The sequence below is a fragment of the Flectobacillus sp. BAB-3569 genome, from assembly GCF_002270355.1.
GTDB classification, from domain to species: Bacteria; Bacteroidota; Bacteroidia; order Cytophagales; family Spirosomataceae; genus Flectobacillus; species Flectobacillus roseus.
This window is the reverse complement of the sequence record NZ_NJFZ01000020.1, coordinates 362,777-384,662: the sequence shown is the minus strand read 5'-3', so window position 1 is coordinate 384,662 and position 21,886 is coordinate 362,777. Positions and strand designations below refer to the sequence as shown.

The 21,886-nt window shown below is 38.0% G+C and carries 15 protein-coding genes and 1 pseudogene; 15 read left to right on the top strand and 1 reads right to left on the bottom strand.

Annotated elements, in window-relative coordinates; translation table 11 throughout:
- Window positions 1–315 precede the first annotated feature (315 nt).
- The 3 genes from BWI92_RS19495 (at window position 316) to BWI92_RS19485 (ending at window position 3,524) form a co-directional block, all read left to right on the top strand.
- A complete protein-coding gene (locus BWI92_RS19495; protein WP_095165874.1) occupies window positions 316–1,497 on the top strand; it encodes an AraC family transcriptional regulator in 1,182 nt (393 codons plus the stop codon).
- Window positions 1,498–1,776: 279 nt separating this feature from the next.
- Window positions 1,777–2,169 (top strand): hypothetical protein, encoded by a 393-nt coding sequence (locus BWI92_RS19490; protein WP_095165872.1) that lies wholly within the window; start codon window positions 1,777–1,779, stop codon window positions 2,167–2,169.
- 170 nt (window positions 2,170–2,339) lie between these two features.
- Window positions 2,340–3,524, top strand: a complete 1,185-nt coding sequence (locus tag BWI92_RS19485) for a multidrug effflux MFS transporter (RefSeq protein ID WP_095165868.1) — start codon at window positions 2,340–2,342, stop codon at window positions 3,522–3,524.
- 250 nt (window positions 3,525–3,774) lie between these two features.
- On the opposite strand, the gene BWI92_RS19480 is transcribed toward BWI92_RS19485, so the two are convergent.
- The gene (locus BWI92_RS19480; protein WP_095165866.1) at window positions 3,775–6,741 is read right to left on the bottom strand and encodes a DUF2723 domain-containing protein; all 2,967 of its coding nucleotides are present in this window, start codon (window positions 6,739–6,741) and stop codon (window positions 3,775–3,777) included.
- 480 nt (window positions 6,742–7,221) lie between these two features.
- Here BWI92_RS19480 and BWI92_RS19475 point away from each other — a divergent pair, with 480 nt between their 5' ends.
- The 12 genes and pseudogenes from BWI92_RS19475 (at window position 7,222) to BWI92_RS19425 (ending at window position 21,847) form a co-directional block, all read left to right on the top strand.
- Window positions 7,222–8,379 carry an MFS transporter gene (locus tag BWI92_RS19475; RefSeq protein WP_095165864.1) on the top strand — a complete coding sequence of 386 codons (1,158 nt, stop codon included), beginning with the start codon at window positions 7,222–7,224 and terminating at the stop codon, window positions 8,377–8,379.
- 607 nt (window positions 8,380–8,986) lie between these two features.
- Window positions 8,987–10,108, top strand: a pseudogene (ribB, locus tag BWI92_RS19470) (3,4-dihydroxy-2-butanone-4-phosphate synthase); the annotation flags it as partial.
- Between the two features lie 418 nt (window positions 10,109–10,526).
- Window positions 10,527–11,294, top strand: coding sequence for a DeoR/GlpR family DNA-binding transcription regulator (locus BWI92_RS19465; RefSeq protein WP_095165861.1), 768 nt, complete (start codon window positions 10,527–10,529; stop codon window positions 11,292–11,294).
- Window positions 11,295–12,034: 740 nt separating this feature from the next.
- Entirely contained in the window at window positions 12,035–13,429 is a 1,395-nt protein-coding gene (locus BWI92_RS19460; protein ID WP_095165859.1) for an L-fucose/L-arabinose isomerase family protein, read from the top strand.
- A 22-nt stretch (window positions 13,430–13,451) separates the two neighbouring features.
- A complete protein-coding gene (locus BWI92_RS19455; protein ID WP_095165856.1) occupies window positions 13,452–14,744 on the top strand; it encodes a nucleoside hydrolase-like domain-containing protein in 1,293 nt (430 codons plus the stop codon).
- 245 nt (window positions 14,745–14,989) lie between these two features.
- On the top strand, window positions 14,990–16,537 hold the full coding sequence (locus BWI92_RS19450) for a DUF1593 domain-containing protein (protein ID WP_229363367.1): 1,548 nt from the start codon (window positions 14,990–14,992) through the stop codon (window positions 16,535–16,537).
- Between the two features lie 45 nt (window positions 16,538–16,582).
- Window positions 16,583–17,392: a transketolase gene (locus tag BWI92_RS19445; protein ID WP_095165854.1), complete on the top strand. Its 810-nt coding sequence runs from the start codon at window positions 16,583–16,585 to the stop codon at window positions 17,390–17,392.
- An 80-nt stretch (window positions 17,393–17,472) separates the two neighbouring features.
- Window positions 17,473–18,138 (top strand): hypothetical protein, encoded by a 666-nt coding sequence (locus tag BWI92_RS28755; RefSeq protein ID WP_310588935.1) that lies wholly within the window; start codon window positions 17,473–17,475, stop codon window positions 18,136–18,138.
- A gap of 5 nt (window positions 18,139–18,143) precedes the next feature.
- Window positions 18,144–18,569, top strand: a complete 426-nt coding sequence (locus BWI92_RS28750) for a transketolase C-terminal domain-containing protein (protein ID WP_310588934.1) — start codon at window positions 18,144–18,146, stop codon at window positions 18,567–18,569.
- Window position 18,570: 1 nt separating this feature from the next.
- Complete coding sequence (locus BWI92_RS19435) at window positions 18,571–19,494, top strand: D-ribose ABC transporter substrate-binding protein (protein ID WP_095165851.1); 924 nt, start codon at window positions 18,571–18,573, stop codon at window positions 19,492–19,494.
- A 238-nt stretch (window positions 19,495–19,732) separates the two neighbouring features.
- Window positions 19,733–20,335 (top strand): DUF2291 family protein, encoded by a 603-nt coding sequence (locus BWI92_RS19430; RefSeq protein WP_095165849.1) that lies wholly within the window; start codon window positions 19,733–19,735, stop codon window positions 20,333–20,335.
- A 24-nt stretch (window positions 20,336–20,359) separates the two neighbouring features.
- The gene (locus BWI92_RS19425) at window positions 20,360–21,847 is read left to right on the top strand and encodes a sugar ABC transporter ATP-binding protein (RefSeq protein WP_095165847.1); all 1,488 of its coding nucleotides are present in this window, start codon (window positions 20,360–20,362) and stop codon (window positions 21,845–21,847) included.
- Window positions 21,848–21,886: the final 39 nt, after the last annotated feature.

Here is a 21,886-nt window from a genome sequence, read left to right as displayed (position 1 = left end):
TCAAACAAATAGTTTGCTATTGTGTTATTGAAAATGGGGGATAAAACTTCTACTTTCACCCAATGGATTCAAAATGGACTTTTAAAAAATTGGATAATGTCAAAAACTTTTATATCTTTTCAAGGATAACCATAATTCAAGCTAAATTTGCTTTAATAGTCCTTAAATCCTTATTTTAAAATCCAAATCAAAGTCCGCCAAGTACATTTTTTTTGAGCCTAAAATTGTAGCCAAGCTTATTTAACGGTTCGGAAAGTTGTGTTATTCCTCTTAACTTTATTTAGATTTGGAATAATCGGCCTTAACATTGATGTTATGACAATAATTTTAAATTTGATTGCCATCGCAATCACTTTAGGGAGTCTAACAAAGGCTTTCACTCGTCCTTACTCTATATCAAAAACTATTTGGGGAGCTACGTCAGCATTGTGGGCTTGGTTTCTCATGATGAAAGTTTGTATCACTACTCATCTGATACAGGAATATCCTATTAGCGGTCTTTTGTTGGTGGCTCGTCCTTTCTACATAATTGGTCCATATCTTTTGTATTTGTTTATTGTTACGCAAAGAGCCTACACTTTTACGGTCAAAAATGTCTTTTTTCAGGTACTCCCATTTTTTATAGTTGTTATTGATTTGATTCCGTTTTACACGATGCCATTCGAGCAAAAAATTGAAATCATTAAACATATTGAGGCCAAGGATTTGTTTACGAAAACCTTCGGGTGGATACCTTTTGTGTGGATTCCTTATGCGCAAAGTGTACTCGGTCTCATTTATTTGGGCTTAGTTTGGAAATTTGTGGTTAGGACGCAAAATACTTTTACTACCCAAAAACTGGTTCCTCAATGGGACGTTTTTTACGTGGTGGGATTTTTGTTGCTGTATATTTCGAACGGGTATATGTATTTGCTAACCAATGAGTTGTTAAGGGAGGTTGATCAAAATCCGTTTATGGAAAAAGTGTCATTAATTCATTCTTTGATGTCCTTCATCTTATTCGGTTCATATTTTATAATAAAAGATAGCTCTTTGAGAGCTACAAAAGAGTCTTCAACCGAAAAATATCCGCTTGAAGAACTCGAAGAATTGGCGAAAATAAGTACCACCAAAGTAGACAAAGAGCCCGACATTGTAAATCTGCAAGATTTTGAGTTGATTAAAATCGCTCTAGAAAAAAGTAAATCTTACCATAACCATAAATTTACAATTTCTGAACTCGCCATGGAAGTTGGCATTCAACCGTATGCAATTTCAAATGCTATCAATACTGTGGCTAAAATGAATTATAATGATTTTATTAATAGCTACAGAATTAAGGCTTTTACTCAAAAAGTAACCTCAAAAGAATATCAAAACTATACCATTGAAGCCATTGCTAATGAATGTGGCTTTAAAAATAAAAGTACTTTTTTTACAGCCTTCAAAAAGCAAACAGGTTTAACACCGAACCAATATCTCAAAAAGCATGATATGGAGTTGAAGGGGGAAGAGTAGCTTTTAAAAGTTTTGCCAATCATGAGTAAATTATGAGTGTTGAGTTATGTTTTTTTGTCGTAAATGCTTGTTTGTTAATTGTTTGAAGTGAAAATTTAAAAATTGTTGTGTACTGTAGCCCAGATGGGAAACTCTTTCTATGCCAGCAATGGAATTATTGAATTTACCATATCAATGTCTTTTGAGTATTTTCGTCAAATTCATTATCTTCGTTAAATCTCTTTCCTTGTTAAATCTATACGCAAATTAGTTCATCATTTAATTTACTGAAACTCTACTATGAAAGTTCGACCAATTCTACTTCTTTTGACGATTACGTCAGTATCACTGTTTTCTGCATGCAAAAAGAATCTTGAAGACCCGCTTAGTACAAGCTCAAATGTGGAGGTCTGTGGCATAAAAGACCCTGTTAACAATCTAAAATGGCTTTCTGACAAAATGAAAGTGTACACCTTTGGGGATAATGCTGATAAACTCAATGGTGTTGTTTTGTTTGAATACAAAGGTGAAAATGTCATAGAAATTCAATGTTCTACTTGTTCTTCTACCAATACGCATCAATACAGCTGTGATGGAACCTTATATGACTTTAGTAACCCTAGTAATTTTCAAGACTTTTTAATTTCTCGGAAAAAAATAAGTCTCCTCTATGGGACAGAAATTTGGAAGTAGGTTAAGCATCAAGGTATAGCAGAATACCCTATCTTGAAATCCTGAAACTTAGATTTACTTCGCTTTGAGGGAGTTTGCTATTGTATTTATGCAAAGAAATTAAGTTTTGATGGTTTAGTCAAAGACTTAATTACCTTTGTAATCATTTTGATACAATAGCAAACTCCCGAATGAAAAATCGCAGTATATTAATTCTTATTCTTGGTTTATTATCAGCCATTGGACCCTTTTCGATTGATACCTACCTCTCTGGTTTTCCGACCATTGCGAAGGATTTGGGCGTAACTGTCGACGAGGTTGCCTATTCTTTGTCTAGTTTCTTTATTGGTATTTCGGTAGGACAGCTAATTTACGGCCCTCTGCTGGATAGATTTGGACGTAAAAAGCCATTGATGATTGGTTTATCCATCTATATGGTAGCCTCATTAGCCTGTGCTACTGCCAACTCTGTGGAAGTGCTTATTGTTGCAAGGTTTTTACAGGCCTTGGGTGCCTGTGTAGGAATGGTGGCGCCTCGTGCTATTGTGCGAGATATATTTCCTGTGGAAGAAACGGCAAAGATATTCTCTCTACTAATGTTGATTTTGGGTGTGTCGCCCATCATTGCACCAAGTGTAGGAAGTTATATGATTACCTTGATGGGTTGGCATAGTGTGTTTTATATGCAGTTTGGCTTGGGAGTAATATTATTTTTGGCCTGTTATTTTGCCTTACCTGAAAGTAAAAAACCAGATGAATCCATTTCATTGAAACCCCGAGCCATTATTTTGTCATTTATTGACATTTTGAAAGTACCACAGTTTTATACCTATGCCTTTGCAGGGGCACTGATTTCGGCTGGGGTATATGCCTATCTATCGGGTTCTCCTTTTGTCTTTATGAAACTTTTTGGGGTTTCGGAAAAGGAATATGGATGGATATTTGGCGTCTTGGCAGGTGGCTTGATTGGTAGTAGTCAGGTCAATAACCTTTTACTGAAAAAATACAGTAGCAGTCAGGTGGTGCGTATTTCTTTAAGAATACAAACCTTGGTGGGTGTTGTATTATGTTTGGTCAGTATTTTGGGTTGGCTCAATTTATATACTGCATTGGCTTTAGTCTTTTTATTTTTATGCTGTCAGGGAATTAGTTATCCCAATTCTTCGGCCTTGTCTTTATATCCCTTTACTAAATCTATCGGTGGGGCATCGGCCTTGTTGGGTGCTTTACAAATGTGTTTTGGGTCGTTGGCCGCTGCCGCAGTCAGTATTTTTAGTAACGGAACCAGTATTCCTATGACGGCGGTGATGGCTGGGTGTGCTGTACTGGGACTTATTGTTTTTGCTATAGGGGTTTCTAAATTGAAACATGGATAGTTTCAGAGACAAAGTGTTTAATGGTGAATGTAGAATTGTGAGTCAGCACTCACCATTAGTGCTGTACGAAGGTTTAGTGTTGTCTTTGAAATAAAATTGATGTAGTGGCAACTCTTGCAGTTGCCATTTTGAAGGCGGCAACTGCAAGAGTTGCCACTACATCAAAAAACACTAATCATAAGAACTCTTTTGAACAGAATAAAATCCTTCGTACAACCCTAACTCACCACTCACAATTCACAACTCCTCTCTAGCTACTCAGTTTTTGGAGTTGTTGCTGAAACATTTGCTCGTATTTTTCAGCTTCAGGCGCTTTGGCATTTTTGAGGCTTTCAACAATAATCTGCATTTGAAAAAGGGCTATTTGTATATCTTGCTCATTACTAGCTTTTCGATTTTGCCCAAAATAATCCAATAATTGGTTATTGCGATTCATCATCGTATTGGCGATTTCCATAGCGGAGGCATGGTCGCCGATAGTTAAATACAAGCTCACAAACCCTGCCGATACATGGTCGTAAGGAATAGATTGGTCGGGCATAATGCGTTTGCAATAATCTAAGGTATCTTTTGCTTTTTGGTATTTGCCTTCATGAGCAAACTGACTCGCTAATCGTTGAAAGGATAATCGCCCCATAGTCGTCGGTAATTGATAAAACTCAGAATGATGGTATACTTGAGGATTATCAAGATTTTTCCAGACCATTTTTTTTGTCAAATTCCGCTCTAAAACTTTTGTATTAACGATTCCTTCGGTAGCTCCTTCTATTTTTACAGGCATTAATCTATAAGCATAACCTTCCAATTGCATAAACTCCTTCATGTTGAGATAACTCGCTTTGCTGAGTGAGGTAGCAAAATAAATTGGGCGTTTCCAGCCATGAGCAGCATTTTGAGCAATAATGTCGAGCTGTACTAATTGCGGTTTCAAAATCCCAGAGGTACCAATCGACCAATTCATTTGATTCGTCAGCAATGGTTCGACGTCTTTTGGTACAAAACCTGCTTTTTTGATTTCATTTACATTGACTGGAATCGTAAGGTTTTCGCTTGGCAAAATATTAATCGAACTGCCATCTTGCAAAGGCACTTTAATTGCCTGATTATCTTCTTTTACTAGTTTGAGATACTCAATCAAATTGATACCACTTTTTACATTTGGGTTTTCGTAAAAAAGAATTTGGTCGTTGATACCTTCTCGTAACAAATCTTCAGAAATAGATACAGGCAAAGCTTCCGACTCGTAGGTTTTTCGCTTCATTTGCTCGATATACCAATCAGTTCCCAATAGCGAAAGATTACAAACTCGTACATCTGTACGGAAGCCCTCCACCTCTTGCACATACCAAAGCGGGAAAGTATCATTATCACCAGCGGTAAACAAAATGGCATTTTTTTCACAAGAATTTAACAAATTTTTGGCAAAATCTACCTGTTGATAACGATTGCTACGATCGTGGTCGTCATAGTTTTGTTGAATCAAAATCACAGGAATAACCAACGATGCTAAACTGGCTAGTCCACCCGAAAGCAATGGTTGATGAAGCAATTTGTTCGCCCATTCGGTCAATTGTATAACCCCTAAGCCAATCCAAATACAGAAAAAATAGAAGGAGCCAACATAAATATAATCACGTTCACGAGGTTCGGTAGGAGGTGCGTTTAGAAAAATAACTAATCCTATTCCTGTCAACAAAAACATCAAAGTCGTGGTCAAAAAGTCTTTTTCGTTTCTTTTCATCAAGAAGATAAAGCCAATCAACCCCAAAATTAATGGTAAACCAAAGTAATTGTTATGAGATTTGCCACGAGCCGAAAGGGCAGAATAGGGACTTTTACTAATAAATGACATACCCGCATCTTGAACATCGCTATCACGACCGATAAAATTCCACAATAGATAACGCATATACATGTGCCCCATTTGATGTGAGAACAAATAGCGAAGGTTATCCCCAAAATTAGGTTTTTGTCCGGGCGCCAATCCCAACATTTCGGCGTATTGCTTGGGATATTGCTCCATAGGACTGTAATATACCCTTGGGAAAAGCATTTCTTGTTCTTTAGGAAAAATCAATTTTTGTCGGTAATCATAAATCTCATATTTGCCATTCGACATTTTGTATTGAGGCTTGCCACGTTCTACATTTTCAACCTCTGCTGTGTAAACGGGACCATATAACAACGAACGCTCACCGTATTGCTCGCGTTTGAGGTATTTTACAAAATTGAGAATGTTACTTGGGTTATTTTCGTTGAGAGGGGTATTATAATTGGAACGAACCAAGGCCAAAGTGTAAGATAAATAACCAATAAGTACAAAGCACAAAGCCAGCAAACTCACGTTTAAATGTACTTTGTTTTTTAGAATCGAATAGCGAATAGCGCCAACCAAAGCGCCTAAAAACAATATCAAAAATAGGCTTACTCCGACACCATAAGGCATACCAAGTCCGTTGGTAAATAATAATTCAAACTGAAAAGCCATAGATGGTATGCCTGGAATAATGAGAGAATTGATAACGCCTAAAATTACCAAACCTACTAATAATGCCAGAAAACCTCCTTTATAACTTGGTTTATGGGTTTTCTTGAAATAATAAAGCAAAGCCAAAGCAGGAACAGTCACCAAATTGAGTAAGTGAACCCCAATTGATAAACCTACCAAATAGGCAATGAAAATTAACCATCTGTTCGCAGAAGCTTCATCTTCAATAAGTTCCCATTTGAAGGCAGCCCAAACGACAATCGCAGTAAAAAATGAGGACATAGCGTAAACCTCCGACTCAACTGCCGAAAACCAAAATGAATCTGAAAAGGCATAAGCTAGAGCACCAATAAAGCCAGCACTTAGGAGTGTAAATGTCTCACCTTGTGTTAAGTCTGAAAAAGGTTTTTGATAGGCTTTACGACCAATCAGCACGATAGTCCAGTGCATAAACAACACCGTCAGCGCGCTCGTCAATACTGATAGCATATTAATCCAGTAAGCCACTTTAGTGACATCAGCCCCAGCGAATAGGGAGAAAAACCTGCCCAGCAAAAGATACAAAGGCGCCCCGGGTGGGTGAGGTACTTGTAATTTGTAAGCACAAGCGATAAACTCGCCACAGTCCCAAAATGAAGCTGTGGGTTCTACCGTCGCTGCATATACGATAAAGGCAATAAGAAACACTGCCCAACCGATTCCATTGTTGAGTTGTCGAAATGATGTCATAGTATGTTGGGATTTATAAGAAGTCTTTACTAAGCGCCCAGCCATTGGGCGAGCGTCTCATGTTGCTTCATTATAGGTGAAAATGTTTTGATGTTGAAAAATAGAAATAGAGGATTCTTGTTGTAGCTAGCATGTAAAAGTAATCCATGACACAAAGGAAAATACATTTTTGTTATGTCCTGAAAATCAGGATTGTATTTAACACTATTTAACTTAAAATCATTTTAACATTTGACTAAACCTTCTGAATTTTTTAGGATTTATTAAAGGATAAAGTGCCAAAAGCATCAATAAGATTGTACTTAATCAATATTGTTTTTGACGTCTCCAATGAATTTCTGAAATCCGATAGATATGTCCAGATTTGTTGAATTATCTAGCGAACTTTGAGGTTAGCAAAGTATTAGAATCTATCCAGAATAACTTAATTAATTGTTGACTAACAGCTATTCTTACTGGTTGTCAATCATTTTTGAAATCATGAAAAAACATTTTTTTCCCTTGTTCTTAGGCGGACTAGGCATTGGTACTACCGAATTTGTAGTAATGGGGATTTTGCCTGACATTGCCAACAATCTAGGCGTTAGTATTACCGACGCCGCTCATATTATTTCTTCTTATGCAGCGGGCGTAGTGGTTGGTGCACCCTTATTAGTATTGTTAGGAAGCAAGTATCCACCCAAAAAGATGCTTTTGTTCCTGATGGTAATTTTTACCATTTTCAACTCATTGTCAGCTTTAGCTCCTGATGCCACTACTTTGTTGTTCTTCAGGTTTTTAGCGGGTTTGCCTCATGGGGCATTTTTTGGAATTGGAGCAGTAGTCGCAAGTCGTTTGGCCGATGAAGGCAAGCAAGCTCAAGCTATCTCGACCATGTTTGCGGGTCTGACAATCGCTAATTTGTTGTTAGTGCCTATTGGTACTTGGATCGGACATGAATATTTGTGGAGATATACCTTTGCCTTGGTGACTATCATTGGTTTAACCACCTTACTTTTCATTAATCTTTGGTTGCCAGCCTTACCATCCGACCGAAACGAAGGAGAAAGTACGATGGCTCAATTAGAGCTCTTCAAACGTGTAGATGCTTGGCTTGTAATTGTGATTACCTCTATCGGAACAGGAGGCTTGTTTACTTGGATTAGTTATATAGCGCCATTAATGACAGAAGTATCGCATTTCTCTGCAAGTAGCGTTTCTTGGATTATGGTTTTGGCGGGTTTTGGTATGGTTGTAGGAAATATCATCGGTGGAAAATTAGCGGATAAATTGCCTGCTGTACAAGCTTGTTTGTGGTTATTGGTAGCAATGGCGTTGACATTATTAGGCATCCATTTCTTCTCAGAAAACAAAATCATCTCTTTGATATTGACATTTATCGCAGGCGCATTATCTATCTCATTGGCGTCACCAATCCAAATTTTGATGATTAGTACCTCAAAAGGCGCCGAAATGCTGGGCTCAGCGGCCACGCAAGCAAGTTTCAACATCGGTAACTCATTAGGCGCGTTTTTGGGTGGTTTACCTATTACGTATGGCTTCGGCTACAACACTCCGGTGTTGGTAGGTATGACAATGGCTTTGGTGGGCGTATTCTTCTCCTTTGTGTTGAAAAGAAGGTTATCTTATGCTGAATAAGTTGAAAAGACAATTAGGTATTAGTGCTGAATTGTCCTTTATCCTTGCCTAAAAAATGTTGCCTTTGAAGTATTATTGTTGCTAAAAAAAGCTCCGTAGGAGCGAAAGTTTGGTAGCAGTAGTTTTGAAAATAACTTTTTTTTGAGCGCCGTAGGTGCGACAGAGTTCAACTTAGTTTGAGTTCCTTCGCACCTACGGCGCTCTTTTTATGGGTCAACAAATAACTCAATACTACCAAACTGTCGCTCCTACGGAGCTGAGGGAAATACTTGAAATGTTCCTACGATTTTTCTTATAAACAGACCTCATTCTACCAACTAATTGAATCATGTTGAAAATTTACTGAAGAAAAGGCAACCTATTTTAGGCAACAGTAACTAGGCAAAGAGTTTTAAATAACCAAAGACATACTTTTTCCAAAGCCAACCGCCTAAAGCCGATACCTGAAAGCCACTTCGTCCAAATCCGATATAGATTTCACCCTAATTTCCTTTCGTTTTTTTATTTTTTTCTTTCCGAATCATTAAAAAGCATAATTTTGAAGTGAAAAATGAAAACAAATCGATTGAAGAGGCTCTTGGCTTCTTTGATTATTAAAATGAATACCATGTCGGAAATAAAATTAGATAGCATTCCAGAAGCAATTGAAGCTATTCGTAGAGGCGAAATTATTATTGTAGCTGATGACGAAGATCGTGAGAATGAAGGAGATATGATTTGTGCATCGGAGGCCATTACGCCAGAATTAGCCAACTTTATGATTAAAGAAGGTCGTGGTTTGATGTGTGTGACTTTGACAGAAGATAGATGTGCCGAATTGGGTTTGAATATGATGGTGGGAAATAATACCTCATCTCATGAAACCCCTTTTACAGTATCAGTAGATTTGCTTGGACATGGCTGTACTACGGGTATTTCAGCGCCAGACCGTGCCAAAACGATTCAGGCATTAGTCGACGAAAATACTAAGCCAGAGGAGTTGGGTCGCCCGGGACATATTTTTCCCTTGAAAGCTAAAACGGAAGGGGTTTTACGTCGTACTGGACATACTGAAGCAGCGATGGATTTTGCTAAATTGGCAGGATTTAAGCCTTCTGGCGTACTCATTGAGGTATTAAATGAGGATGGTACAATGGCTCGTTTGCCAGATTTGAGAAAAATTGCAGATAAGTTTAATCTGAAGTTAGTTACCATCAAAGATTTGGTAGAATATCGTCTTCAGACTGAATCATTGATTAAAAGAGAAATTGGCGTAGATATGCCAACGGATTGGGGTCATTTTGATTTGATTGCTTTTCGTCAAAAAGATACAGGCGACACGCATTTGGCCTTAGTTAAAGGAACTTGGGAAAAAAACGAACCAGTATTAGTGAGGGTTCATAAATCAAATGTCGTGGGTGATATTTTCGGTTCAACGCTTTGTGATAGCGGTCAGCAATTGAAAAATGCCATGCAATCCGTTGAAAATGAAGGAAAAGGCGTGATTTTGTATATGTTCCAAGATGGTAAGAGTGCCAACTTAATGAGCGATTTAAAAAAATACAAACTACAGGAAATGGGTGTCAATCAAAGTACGGAAATTACACCAAACGATGAGAGAGACTATGGAATTGGCGCACAAATTTTGAGAGATTTAGGTATTTCAAAAATCAAATTGCTGACAAATAACCCTAAAAAACGTGCAGCATTATTCGGTTACGGTCTCGAAATTGTGGAGACTGTGACCTTGGGATAATGATTTATTAAGTTGAATTTCAACGCTAGAGACGCAATGATTGCGTCTTAAGCTGAGTGAAATCATCAAAAAAGCGGTCGAAAAACAATTTTCGACCGCTTTTTTGATTCAGTTTCAAAACTGTTCAAAAAATAAGTCCAAGACCAAGTCTTGAACTAGTAATAAGAAATCCATTTTGTATTCCTTTCTTTTTATGTAAATTTAATTCGAAAAATCTTCGCTTTATTTACTTTTTGCTTTTGTTTTATTTCGAATCTGAAAGTATAGAATGATATTGCAGGTTTTTCTATATTTGCTCGCAAATTAGTACAAAAAAATATTTTCGTTTTGTTTCTTTTATTTGTTTTTGTTTTCTATTTTTGTTTCAAGATGAACAAAAGAGCAAAAGGAAGCTTTAAATTACCTAGACATTATGCTCCCAAATCAACGTAGAGAAAAGATTTTAGAATTATTAAAAGAAGATGGTTCGGCTAAAGTGGCTGACTTGGCTCGCTTGTTTAAAGTAACAGAGGTGACCATTCGTCAGGATTTAGAAAAGCTGGAAGCCGAAGATTTAATCATAAAGGAACACGGTGGTGCTTACCTCAAAAATGTAGAAGATCAAGTAAAAAGTTTTTCTCTTGTTCATCAAGATAACTTAGATAAGAAAGAGAAAATCGCTGAAAAGTGCCTTGAATACATAGACTCTGGCGATACCATTATCTTAGACTCGGGCAGTACAACAACCGAGATTGCCAAAAAAATTAAACACTCAGGTATAAGAAACCTAACCATTATCACTAATGCTTTGAATATCGCCATGATGCTCGGCACTGAGCCGAGTATCGAGGTAATTATGACAGGAGGGGAGTTTAAACCACCCACCTTGTCGCTAACAGGACAAAAAGCTGCCGATTTTTTCAAAGGATTGAATGTACAAAAACTGTTTTTAGCAACAGCGGGAATTTCCCTAAAATCAGGCTTGACCTACCCAAGTATTAGTGATTTAGTCGTGAAAAAAGCTATGATTGATGCCGCCGAGATAACCTATTTGGTAGCAGACAGCACCAAAATTGGTAAAAGCGCTTTGGCAAGCTTAGGCGCATTGAGTTTGATAGATTATATCATCACCGACGACGCCATTGAAGACAAACACAAAGAGGTTTTCAGAGATAATGAAATAGAGGTAATAATTGCCTAGAGAAAAGGCAATAAGGTTTAAGTATTATAGCTGACTTTTGAATGTAAATATTTAATTATCTGTATTTTACATTTATAAATCTATTAATCATATTCTTCGTAATTTCTTAGGTATCAGTGCAAAATAAAATTGAGCTGTGAGCATTCGATATAAGTATTTCTCAAGAATCAGTAGAAGTTTTTTCCTAATGCCTTCGACTTACAACCAAAAGCGTTCTAATTCCATTTTATTTTGCATTAAAACTTAGAGCATGTTTAAATTTTATCAATCATTGAAGATTAAAAATTTGTATTTTAATTTCTGAAATCCTGTTGTTTGAGCCGCAGGCGAGTTTAGGATTTCTTGACTTTCTTTTGTTACTTTTCTTGTGTCAAGACAAGAAAAGTAAGGAGTGGCGAAGGGAGATTTCGTTTTTTAACAAATACCAAATAAAATTTTCAAACATACTCTTAATTAGCTTCTTTCACTAAGAATTTAATATAAAAAGTATCAGTTATTTGCATTAAAATCATTTTTAATGCCTGATATTTTTTGCCTCAATATTGTTTAAAAATACTATTTAAGTAACAAGAGAGCTTAAAACTGTGTATAGCTGAGGTGCAATTTGACTAAAACTTTTTGATGATAATTGTATTCTAATAACTGATATACGATTAACGAATAACCGCTTTTACTCATACCTGCCTTTATTCAAATTTAACTTGAAATAGGATAGCGTTTTATCCATAAAAACTATAAAAATGACACTTGGTGTAATCATTGGAAACAGAGATTTTTTTCCAGACAGTTTAGTCGAAAAAGCAAGAACCGAAATTATTGAGGTATTCAACAGCCTTAAAATTAAGCCTATTTTGTTGGATACCAACGACACAAAATTAGGTGGTGTAGAAACTTTTAGAGAGGCTCAAAAATGTGCAGATTTATTCAAAGCGCATCGTGAAGAAATTGCAGGTATTTTGGTATTACTTCCAAACTTCGGTGATGAAAAGGGAGTGGCAGATACCCTTAAATTAGCCAATCTCAATGTGCCTGTTTTGATTCAGGCGTATCCTGATGATTTGAGCAAAATGAACGTGGTTAATCGCCGTGACTCTTGGTGTGGGAAGATTTCGGTTTGTAATAACCTTTATCAGTACGGCATTAAATACACCTTGACTAGCCAACACGTTTCTGCTCCTTCTGATCCAAACTTCCAAAGAGATTTACTAGATTTTGTGTCGGTTTGTCGAGTGGTAAAAGGTCTTAAAAGTGTTCGTGTTGGTGCTATTGGTGCTCGCCCAGGTGCATTTAATACGGTTCGTTATTCTGAAAAAATCCTTCAAAGAAACGGCATAACAGTAACGACTTTTGACTTATCAGAAATTTTGGGACGTGCCAATAAATTAACAGGTAACGACGAAAAAGTAAAACAGCATTTGGAATCTATCAACGCTTATGCTTCTAAAGGTAGAACACCGAACGAAGCCATGATTCAAATTGCCAAATTAGACGTGGTTTTGAAGGAAATCATGGAAGAAAATGTGCTAGATGCTACGGCAATCCAGTGCTGGACTTCTTTACAACAAAACTACGGTTGCAATGTATGTACGAGCATGAGTATCATGTCCGAGAATATGTTGCCTTCGGCTTGTGAAGTAGATGTAACAGGAACGCTCTCGATGTATGCTATGCAATTGGCTTCAGGCTCACCAAGTGCATTGGTTGACTGGAATAATAATTATGCTAACGACGAGGACAAATGTGTGTTGTTCCACTGCGGAAACTGGGCAAAATCATTTTTACCAGATATTCAAATTAGTAATGCCCCAATATTAGGAACATCGGTAGGCGTTGAAAACACGTATGGTGCTTTGGACGGACGTACTCCTGCTATGCCATTGACCTATGGAAGAATTAGCACCGACGACCCTAAAGGTATTATCAAAGCCTATATCGGAGAAGGGGAACTGACCAATGACCCTTTAGAAACATTTGGTAACCGTGCCGTAGCGCAAATTCCTAATTTGCAAGGACTCATGAAATATATTTGCCGTAATGGTTTTGAACATCACGTAGTAATGAATGCTTCAAAAACAGCTACCATCTTGGAAGAAGCATTGGGCAATTACATGGGCTGGGAAATCTATAAGCACTAGAAAATATTTTCAATATCCAGATATGAGTAAGCTGAGTTTGATTTTTTCATTCGTCTTCTTTTTTGTGCAAACAGTTATTGCACAAAAGGCGGTGCCCGTAAAACCCCGTATTCTTGTCAGTACGGATATTGGAGGAACTGACCCAGATGATAATCAGTCTATGATTCACTTACTCATGTACAATGAATTGTTTGATATTGAAGGGCTGCTTTCATCGCCATCCTATGGAGACGGGAGCAAAGAAGAAATCCTTCGTACGATAGACCTTTACGAAAAAGATTTACCAAAACTCAAAAAACATAAACCTAATCTGGCAACCCCAGCCTATTTACGCTCGGTGGTAAAACAAGGACGACATGGAGCTGCGCCGTATAAAGGCTACGTTACCGCAACAGAAGGTTCGAACTGGATTATTAAATGCGCCCAGAAAAAAAGCAACAGACCTTTGTGGATTTTGGTTTGGGGAGGTTTGGAGGACTTAGCACAGGCATTACACGATAAACCAGAAATACAAAATAAGATAAAAGTATTTTTTATTGGTGGCCCTAATAAGAAATGGAGCGCCAACAGCTATGCTTACATTGCCAAAAACTTTCCGAATCTTTGGTTTATTGAATCAAATGCGTCCTACTATGGCTTTTTCTCTGATAATGTTCCAGATAGTTTGAGTAATAAAAACTACTACAAAAACTTTATTCATGAAGTAGGATTTTTGGGAAAAGATTATAAAGATAACCGTTACAAAGGTGTTCTTAAAATGGGCGACACTCCTTCATTGTTATACATGATGGATGGTAATCCCAACAATCCCATGAGAGAAAACTGGGGTGGTAGTTATGTGAAATGTAGTCATAGTCCAAGGTTGATTTTTAACAGAAATACTTCAGTCAATGATACTGTCACTGTATTTTCTATTGTTGAATTTATGTTTAAAGGACCTGTCGTTAATATTCTTCCTGATTCTACTTGTCTTACCATGACGGTAGAGTCTGAAATTGGTGAACAAAAATGGGACGGTTTTTATCTTGGAAACGGAAACTATGTGGTAAGGTATTGCCCAAAACGCACTGAAATATTAACCTACAAAGTTACATCGACTATCAGTGGATTTAACGAGCAAAACGGCACATTTGTAGTAGATAATATTTGGCCAGGAAAACCTCATAATACTGACTATCAGTTAGGGGCAAATTGGTACACAGATAGGTCAAACCCTGAATTGTACGATGATATTTGGCAGGGCGGTAAAACCGTGCTCAAATGGCGAAATGATGTATTGCTAGATTGTGCTAAACGCTGGAGTTGGCTTCGGTAAGTGATTCGTTTTTTGTTTATGAGTAATGAGAGGGGATTCTCTAAAAACCAAGATTCACCTATCTGAAAAATGCTTGAAGAGTGCGCCAGTATTGTGTTAGTGATATTGAATAAATTCCACTTAACGGGTGAATTTATTCACCCATGACTTGAATATTTATCCAAAAACCAGTTATACAATTTATCAAGATGTGCTCAAAAATCGGCTGTTTAAAACTAGTAAAGCTTTTTGGCTTGGCTATCATCATGAATCTTGGCTTTCTTTCTGTGAAAGTTGTAGCTCAAATTTCATCTAAAAAAGAAAAACCTAGAATTATTATAACAGCCGATCCAGAGCTTGATGACAATAATTCATTGATTCGTTTTTTGTTGTATAGCGATAATCTAGACATTGAAGGGTTGATTTATGCGAGTAGCGGATTCCACTGGAAAGGCGATGGAAAAGGGACAAAATGGTCTGTGCCTAACAGAGAATATGTTCGTTTTGGTTTAAATCTTTGTCCATGTGAATCATGGCGTTGGGCAAAAGATGAAAAGTTTATTCATGATATTGTGGGTGCCTACGAAAAAGCATACCCCAATCTCAAAGTTCATAACCCCGAATATCCTGCGCCAGCCACGTTGAAGGCTAAAATTAGATATGGCAATATCGAGTTTGATGGTGATATCTCCAAAGACTCAGAAGGCTCAAATTTGATTAAAACACTTATTTTAGATGATAAACCTGGGCAATTATTCATAACAGCTTGGGGCGGACAAAGTACCATTGCAAGAGCTTTAAAGTCAATCGAAGAGCAATATCAGTACACCACGCAATGGGAGGCTATTCAAAAAAAGATTGCCAAAAAAGTGGTTTTATTGCCCTCTGGTGACCAAGATGATACTTACGCTACCTATATCAAACCGCACTGGCCTACTATCGAATATCGTCAGTTTAAAGATGTTCCCAATTACGGATATGGTGCTCAATTGAACGCTAAAGCAGAAGATGCTCCATTTTTGACAGCCAAATGGATGAATGAAAATGTAAGCAGTCGTGGATCTTTGGGAGCTTTATACCGTGTTTGGGGTGATGGCAAACAAATGGTAAAAGGAGATATTCTGGATTACTTTGGTATTTCTGGCTTGTCTAACGAAGAACTTAAGAAAAAAGGATACGCTGTTTGGATGCCTGTACAGGAAAAAGGCTCATGGTTGGGCGAAGGCGATGACCATACCTTTATGAATATGTTGGGCAATGGGCTACGTGCTTATGAAGATGGCATTTACGGAGGATGGGGTGGTCGTTCGATTGCTAAAACGGAGACTTCCAATAATTTCTTTATGCTCTCAGATACTAGTGCAAATGCAATGGCAAACGTTTTGAGTAATGCCAATAAGCAAGCCAAAGAAAACACATTTCCTAACTTTTTTCCTCAGGCACAAAAAGACTTTTCTGCAAGAATGCAATGGTCGGTAACGCCAAAATTTGCCGATGCCAACCATCAGCCTATTGTAAGAGTAGAAGGTCCATTACAAATAATGGCTTCGGGTGGGGATAAAATTCGATTGAATGGATTTGTATCTGACCCCGACGGAAATGCTGTTCAGACAAAGTGGTGGCAAATGAATGTAGGAACATACACGGGTAAAGTAGCGATTTCGAACCCTAATAGTACTCAAACAGAAATACAGATTCCAAAAGAGGTACAAGCTGGACAAACTATCCACATAATATTGGAAGCAACGGATAACGGGAAACCAGAGTTGACAAGTTATCAAAGAATTATCATTACCATTAGAGCTGCAAAATAATTAGCTGATACTTAAACGATATTCATTTCAAGAAGCTCAAACACTATGAACATTAAAGAATTAGAAGAGAAATCTAAAGCATATCGCAAAAAGATTCTCAAATATATCTACAATGCGAAGGCAGGACACACAGGAGGAAGCCTCTCGATTATTGACATTTTGAATGTGCTTTATAACAAGGTATTGAATGTTTCTCCTGAAAATTTTAATTCATCCGAAAAAGACATATATATCCAAAGCAAAGGGCATTGTGTAGAAGCTTTATACGTGGTCTTGGCCGACAAAGGCTTTTTTCCGGAGGATGATTTATTGACGCTTTGTCAGTATCAATCTCCCTACATTGGTCACCCAACCAAAAAAATTAAGGGAATGGAGCAGAACACGGGTGGTCTCGGACATGGTTTGTCTATTTGCTGTGGGAGTGCTTTGGCTGCCAAAAAAGATCAATCAGACGTGAAAGTTTACACCGTATTGGGCGATGGCGAAATGGCAGAAGGCTCCAACTGGGAGGCATTTATGTTTGCAGCGCATTACAGGCTCGATAACCTGTGTGCTATTTTGGATTATAACAAACTCCAAATTACCGCACCCAATGCCGAAGTTATGGGCTTGGAACCACTTGACAAGAAATTAGAAGCGTTCGGCTGGGCAGTTCGTCATGTAGACGGCAATGACGTAGAAGCCTTGATGAATGTCTTTGATGCTCTTCCATTTGAATCAGGAAAACCTTCATTTATTATTGCTCATACGACCAAAGGAAAGGGCGTGAGTTATATGGAAAATGTCTTGAAATGGCATCATGGCGTACCAACAGCTGAGCAATATGAGTTAGCCTTGGCGGAAATAGACAGTTAGTTGACGTATAGTAGAAGGAGTTAATGAGGCAGTTTCAACTATTGCAGATGTGGGATTTCTGATTTCGGAATAAAGTGTGTATGCCTTTATTGCTTGCAAAGTATGAGCCCCAAAGTAGCTATGCTTCCGAAATACAATATTGGAAATTCGAAATAGTTAACGAACTCACCATTCAAAATATCAAACACATAATAAGTAAATTTATGGGTCAAGAAATAACTAATATTCCGAAAGGAGTAGGGCTTGCCAATTTGGAGGTCTTCGCTTCAACCTTGGAATCGCTCGCCCAAGCAGATAAAACCGTTTTTGCCGTTACCAGTGACTCAAGAGGCTCAGGTAAATTAGTGGCATTTGGACAAAAGCTTCCATCACAAATCGTAGAAGTGGGTATTGCAGAACAAAACCTAGTTGGCGTTGCCACAGGTTTGGCGAGTATGCGTAAGAAAGTTTTTGCTGTTTCACCAGCTTGTTTTTTGACAGCAAGAGCCTTAGAGCAAATCAAAAATGACGTTTGCTATTCTGATAATCCAGTCAAACTTATCGGTATTTCAGCAGGTGTAAGTTATGGCGCTTTGGGTAGTACACACCACAGTTTGCACGACTATGCGGTATTGAGAGCCATCAACAATATTACGATTATTGCACCAGCGGATAATTTCGAAACTGCGGAAGCAATTCGCCAAGCGGCTGCTATGGATTCGCCTGTTTATATTCGATTCGGGAAAAAGAATATGCCCGAAAAATAGAAGAAGTGGAACAGCCTACCAGTTTTGAAGTAGGTAAAGGACGAGTGGTAAAAGAGGGTTCAGATTTGACATTTATCGCTACAGGCGAAGCAGTTTGGCCATGTTTACAAGCCGCTCAAAAGTTGGCTGAGGAGCACCAAATTTCGGCTACAGTGGTAAGTATGCATACCATTAAACCCTTAGATCAAAGACTGATTTTGCATTTAGCTTCTCAGAATACGCCAATAATTACCGTAGAGGAACATTCGGTATACGGCGGACTCGGCGAGGCTGTAGGTTCGGTGCTTTTACAAAACGGTTACCATAATAAGTTCAAAATAGTGGGCTTACCAGATGAGCATACCGTTTCTGGTTCACAAGGTGAGATTTTTGAACATTATGGAATTTCAGCAAAAGGATTGTCTCAATCAGCTTTAAACATTTTAGGCTAAAATGAAAAAATATATCCTCATAACGGCATCGCTGATTTTAGGAGTTTTTCTGGTAAGTGCTTGTTCAAAAAGCCAGTCGAATGAAAAGAAAAAAGTAGCAGTAGTTATCTCTACGCTCAACAATCCTTGGTTTGTGATCTTAGCAGAATCTGCTGCCGAAAATGCTAGAAAACTAGGTTATGAAGCCAAGATATTTGATTCTCAGAATAGTCCTGCCGTAGAGTCAGACAATTTTGAAAACCTTATTTCTTCTGAGTTCGATGCGATTCTTTTCAACCCAACTGATGCCGATGGGTCGGTTTCGAATGTCCTTCGTGCCAAGGCTGCTGGTATTCCTGTATTTTGTATGGATCGTGAAATTAATAACGATGACGCTGCTACTAGCCAAATTTTGTCAGATAACTATTCGGGTTGTGTCGAGGTAGGCATTGAGTTTGTAAAAGCCTTGAAAGAAAAAGGTACGTATGTCGAGATATTGGGTTTGGTCGGAGACAACAATACATGGGCACGCTCAAAAGGTTTTCATTCGGTGGTTGACAAATTTTCTAACCTCAAAATGGTAGCCCAACAAAGTGGTGATTTTGACCGCAACAAAGCCATGGAGGTTCTGGAAACCATCATGCAAGCATATCCCAATATTGACGCAGTTTTTTGTGGTAATGATGCCATGGCGCTAGGAGCTTATCAGGCATTGCAAGCCGCTGGTAAAACCAAGGTAAAAGTATTTGGCTTTGATGGTGCTTCGGAAGTCATCGAAAAAATTAAGGAAGGAAAAATCGTCGCAACAGGTATGCAGTATCCCAAAATTATGGCAAAAACTGCTGCTCAATATGCCGACGAGTATGTCAAAGGCAAGCGAGACTTTCCACAAAGAGTGCCTGTCGAAGTAGAACTTGTGAATAGTGCCAATGCGAAAAATTACTAGTAGCAAAGGGTTAGGTTATTCGTTAATGGTATATCAGTTATTAGATTAGGCTCATAGTCAAAAAGATAATTCAAAAGTGTGATACTGATATTTTATTAGTTTAATTATTTCGATTACTTAATGTGATTAAAATACTGGTAGTTAGCGATTTGTATTTACAGTTCAGCATTCAAACTGAATCGAGCCATAAAACCAAAGTATCGTGACAAATGCCTTTTCTCTAAAGAAACTTATAACTATGAAAAAAATTATCATTTCCTCTGTCTTGGCGGTTGTGGCTATCTACAACTCCATCTACATAGAAAGTTTAGATGAGTTGAAGCAAAAAAAGGAATCTAACTTTGATTTTGCCAAATATTCGCAAGACTTATATCAACAAATTCTTTCCAAATCGCAAGCTGTGGAGTTATCACAGTTGTTATCATCTTTTGCCACAAAAGACCATGCGAGTGTAGCCAAATATGGCAATAGGTTGGGAATAGGAAGTTCGGCATATTATTTGGTCAAATGCCAAGCCAAAATTTTGGAGGTTCAGGGAGATAGGTTGAAAGTACTGGCATCAGGTAATAGACCTTTAGAAATAGATACAAAATTTATTTTTGGGAATGCCATTCGCGATGCTTCGGGGTTGGTAAAATTAACCGATTTCAAAACTACGGCTGAGTTTAACAAGATTTCGGAAAGCTTGAATACGATTATTCGTGAAAAGGCCATTCCTGACGAAATCAAAACGGTGAAAGTAGGTGATACCATTGATTTAGTAGGCGCGGTAAAGCTGGGAGAAAAGCAAGAAGATTTGCTTAATTTGAGCGTATTGCCTATCAAAATTTCTAAAATATAAGCGTTTCCTCAAAATCATTCGCACGTGCTACAAGCAGTCAATATTTCAAAATCATTCCCTGGTGTGAAAGCATTGAAGGGCGTAAACTTGAATTTTTATCCTGCCAAAGTCAACGCCATTTTAGGAGAAAATGGGGCAGGGAAGTCAACGCTCTTGAAAATCCTCACAGGCGTATATCCCGATTATGAAGGCGAAATACATTTGAATGGACAAGTTGTAAAATTTAATCATATCAAAGATGCTCAAAAAGCTGGAATTTCGATTATTCATCAAGAATTAAACTTGATTCCTACCTTGACCATTGCGGAGAATATTTTTTTAGGTCAAGAAATAGAAAATCAGTGGGGAATGCTCGATTATTCGGCCATGAAACGAGTTACTAATCAATTACTTCAAAGATTAGAACTTAAGCTTTCGCCTGATACCTTAGTGCAAAACTTAAAGGTTGGAGAACAACAACTCATCGAAATTGCCAAGGCTTTATTGATTGATGCTCAGGTGATTTTGATGGACGAACCCACTTCGGCGCTGACCAATGCTGAGATTGATAACCTCCACCGCATTATTGCTGAACTCAAAAAGGAAGGCAAAACGATTGTCTATATTTCGCACAAAATGGAAGAGTTGTTTCGTATTGCCGAAAAATATACCGTTATGCGTGATGGCTGTAGCGTAGCTGAAGGCGATATGTCAGACACCACAGAGCAGGCATTGATTCGTCAAATGGTGGGTCGTGAGGTGGTTATTGAGAAAAAAGCAAAAACTCAAATTTCGCAAGAGGTTATTTTAAGTGTTCAAAACTTTACGCTTCCTCATCCCAAACTCAAAAATCGTAACCTTCTCGAAGACATTTCATTTAATCTCCATCAATGTGAAATTTTAGGCATTTTTGGTTTGATGGGTGCTGGCCGCACCGAATTACTGGAAAGTATTTTTGGACTCAATAGCACCGCCTTGAAAGGCTCGATGGCAGTATTACAAAAGTCTGTCAAAATTCAAACGCCCAAAGAAGCTATTGCCAATGGGATAGCTTTTGTAACCGAAGACCGCAAAACGGAAGGCTTAGTCTTGGGAATGAATATCGCCTCGAATATTTCACTTACTACTCTTGAAAGCGATAGGTTGCTGGACGACCGACAAGAACAACAAAATGCTCAAAGTTATATCGATTCCTTGGCGATCAAAACTCCTTCTTCACAACAGCTTTGTTTGAATTTGAGCGGAGGAAATCAACAAAAGGTGGTTCTTGCCAAATGGCTGGCGACTAACCCTAGTATCTTGATGCTTGACGAACCCACGAGAGGAATTGATATTAATGCCAAAAACGAGATTTATGAATTAATCAAAAAGCTTTCGCTCGAAGGGAAAAGCTTTATTGTAGTCTCTTCTGAGATTCCTGAACTATTAGCATTGGCCGATCGATTTTTGGTTATGTCTGGCGGACGCATCACAGCAGAGTTGAGTGCAGAGGAGGCCGACGAAGATAAATTGTTGAAGGCTGCTATTTCCTAAATTACTTTATTCGATTCTTTTTCAAATAGTTATAAAAAT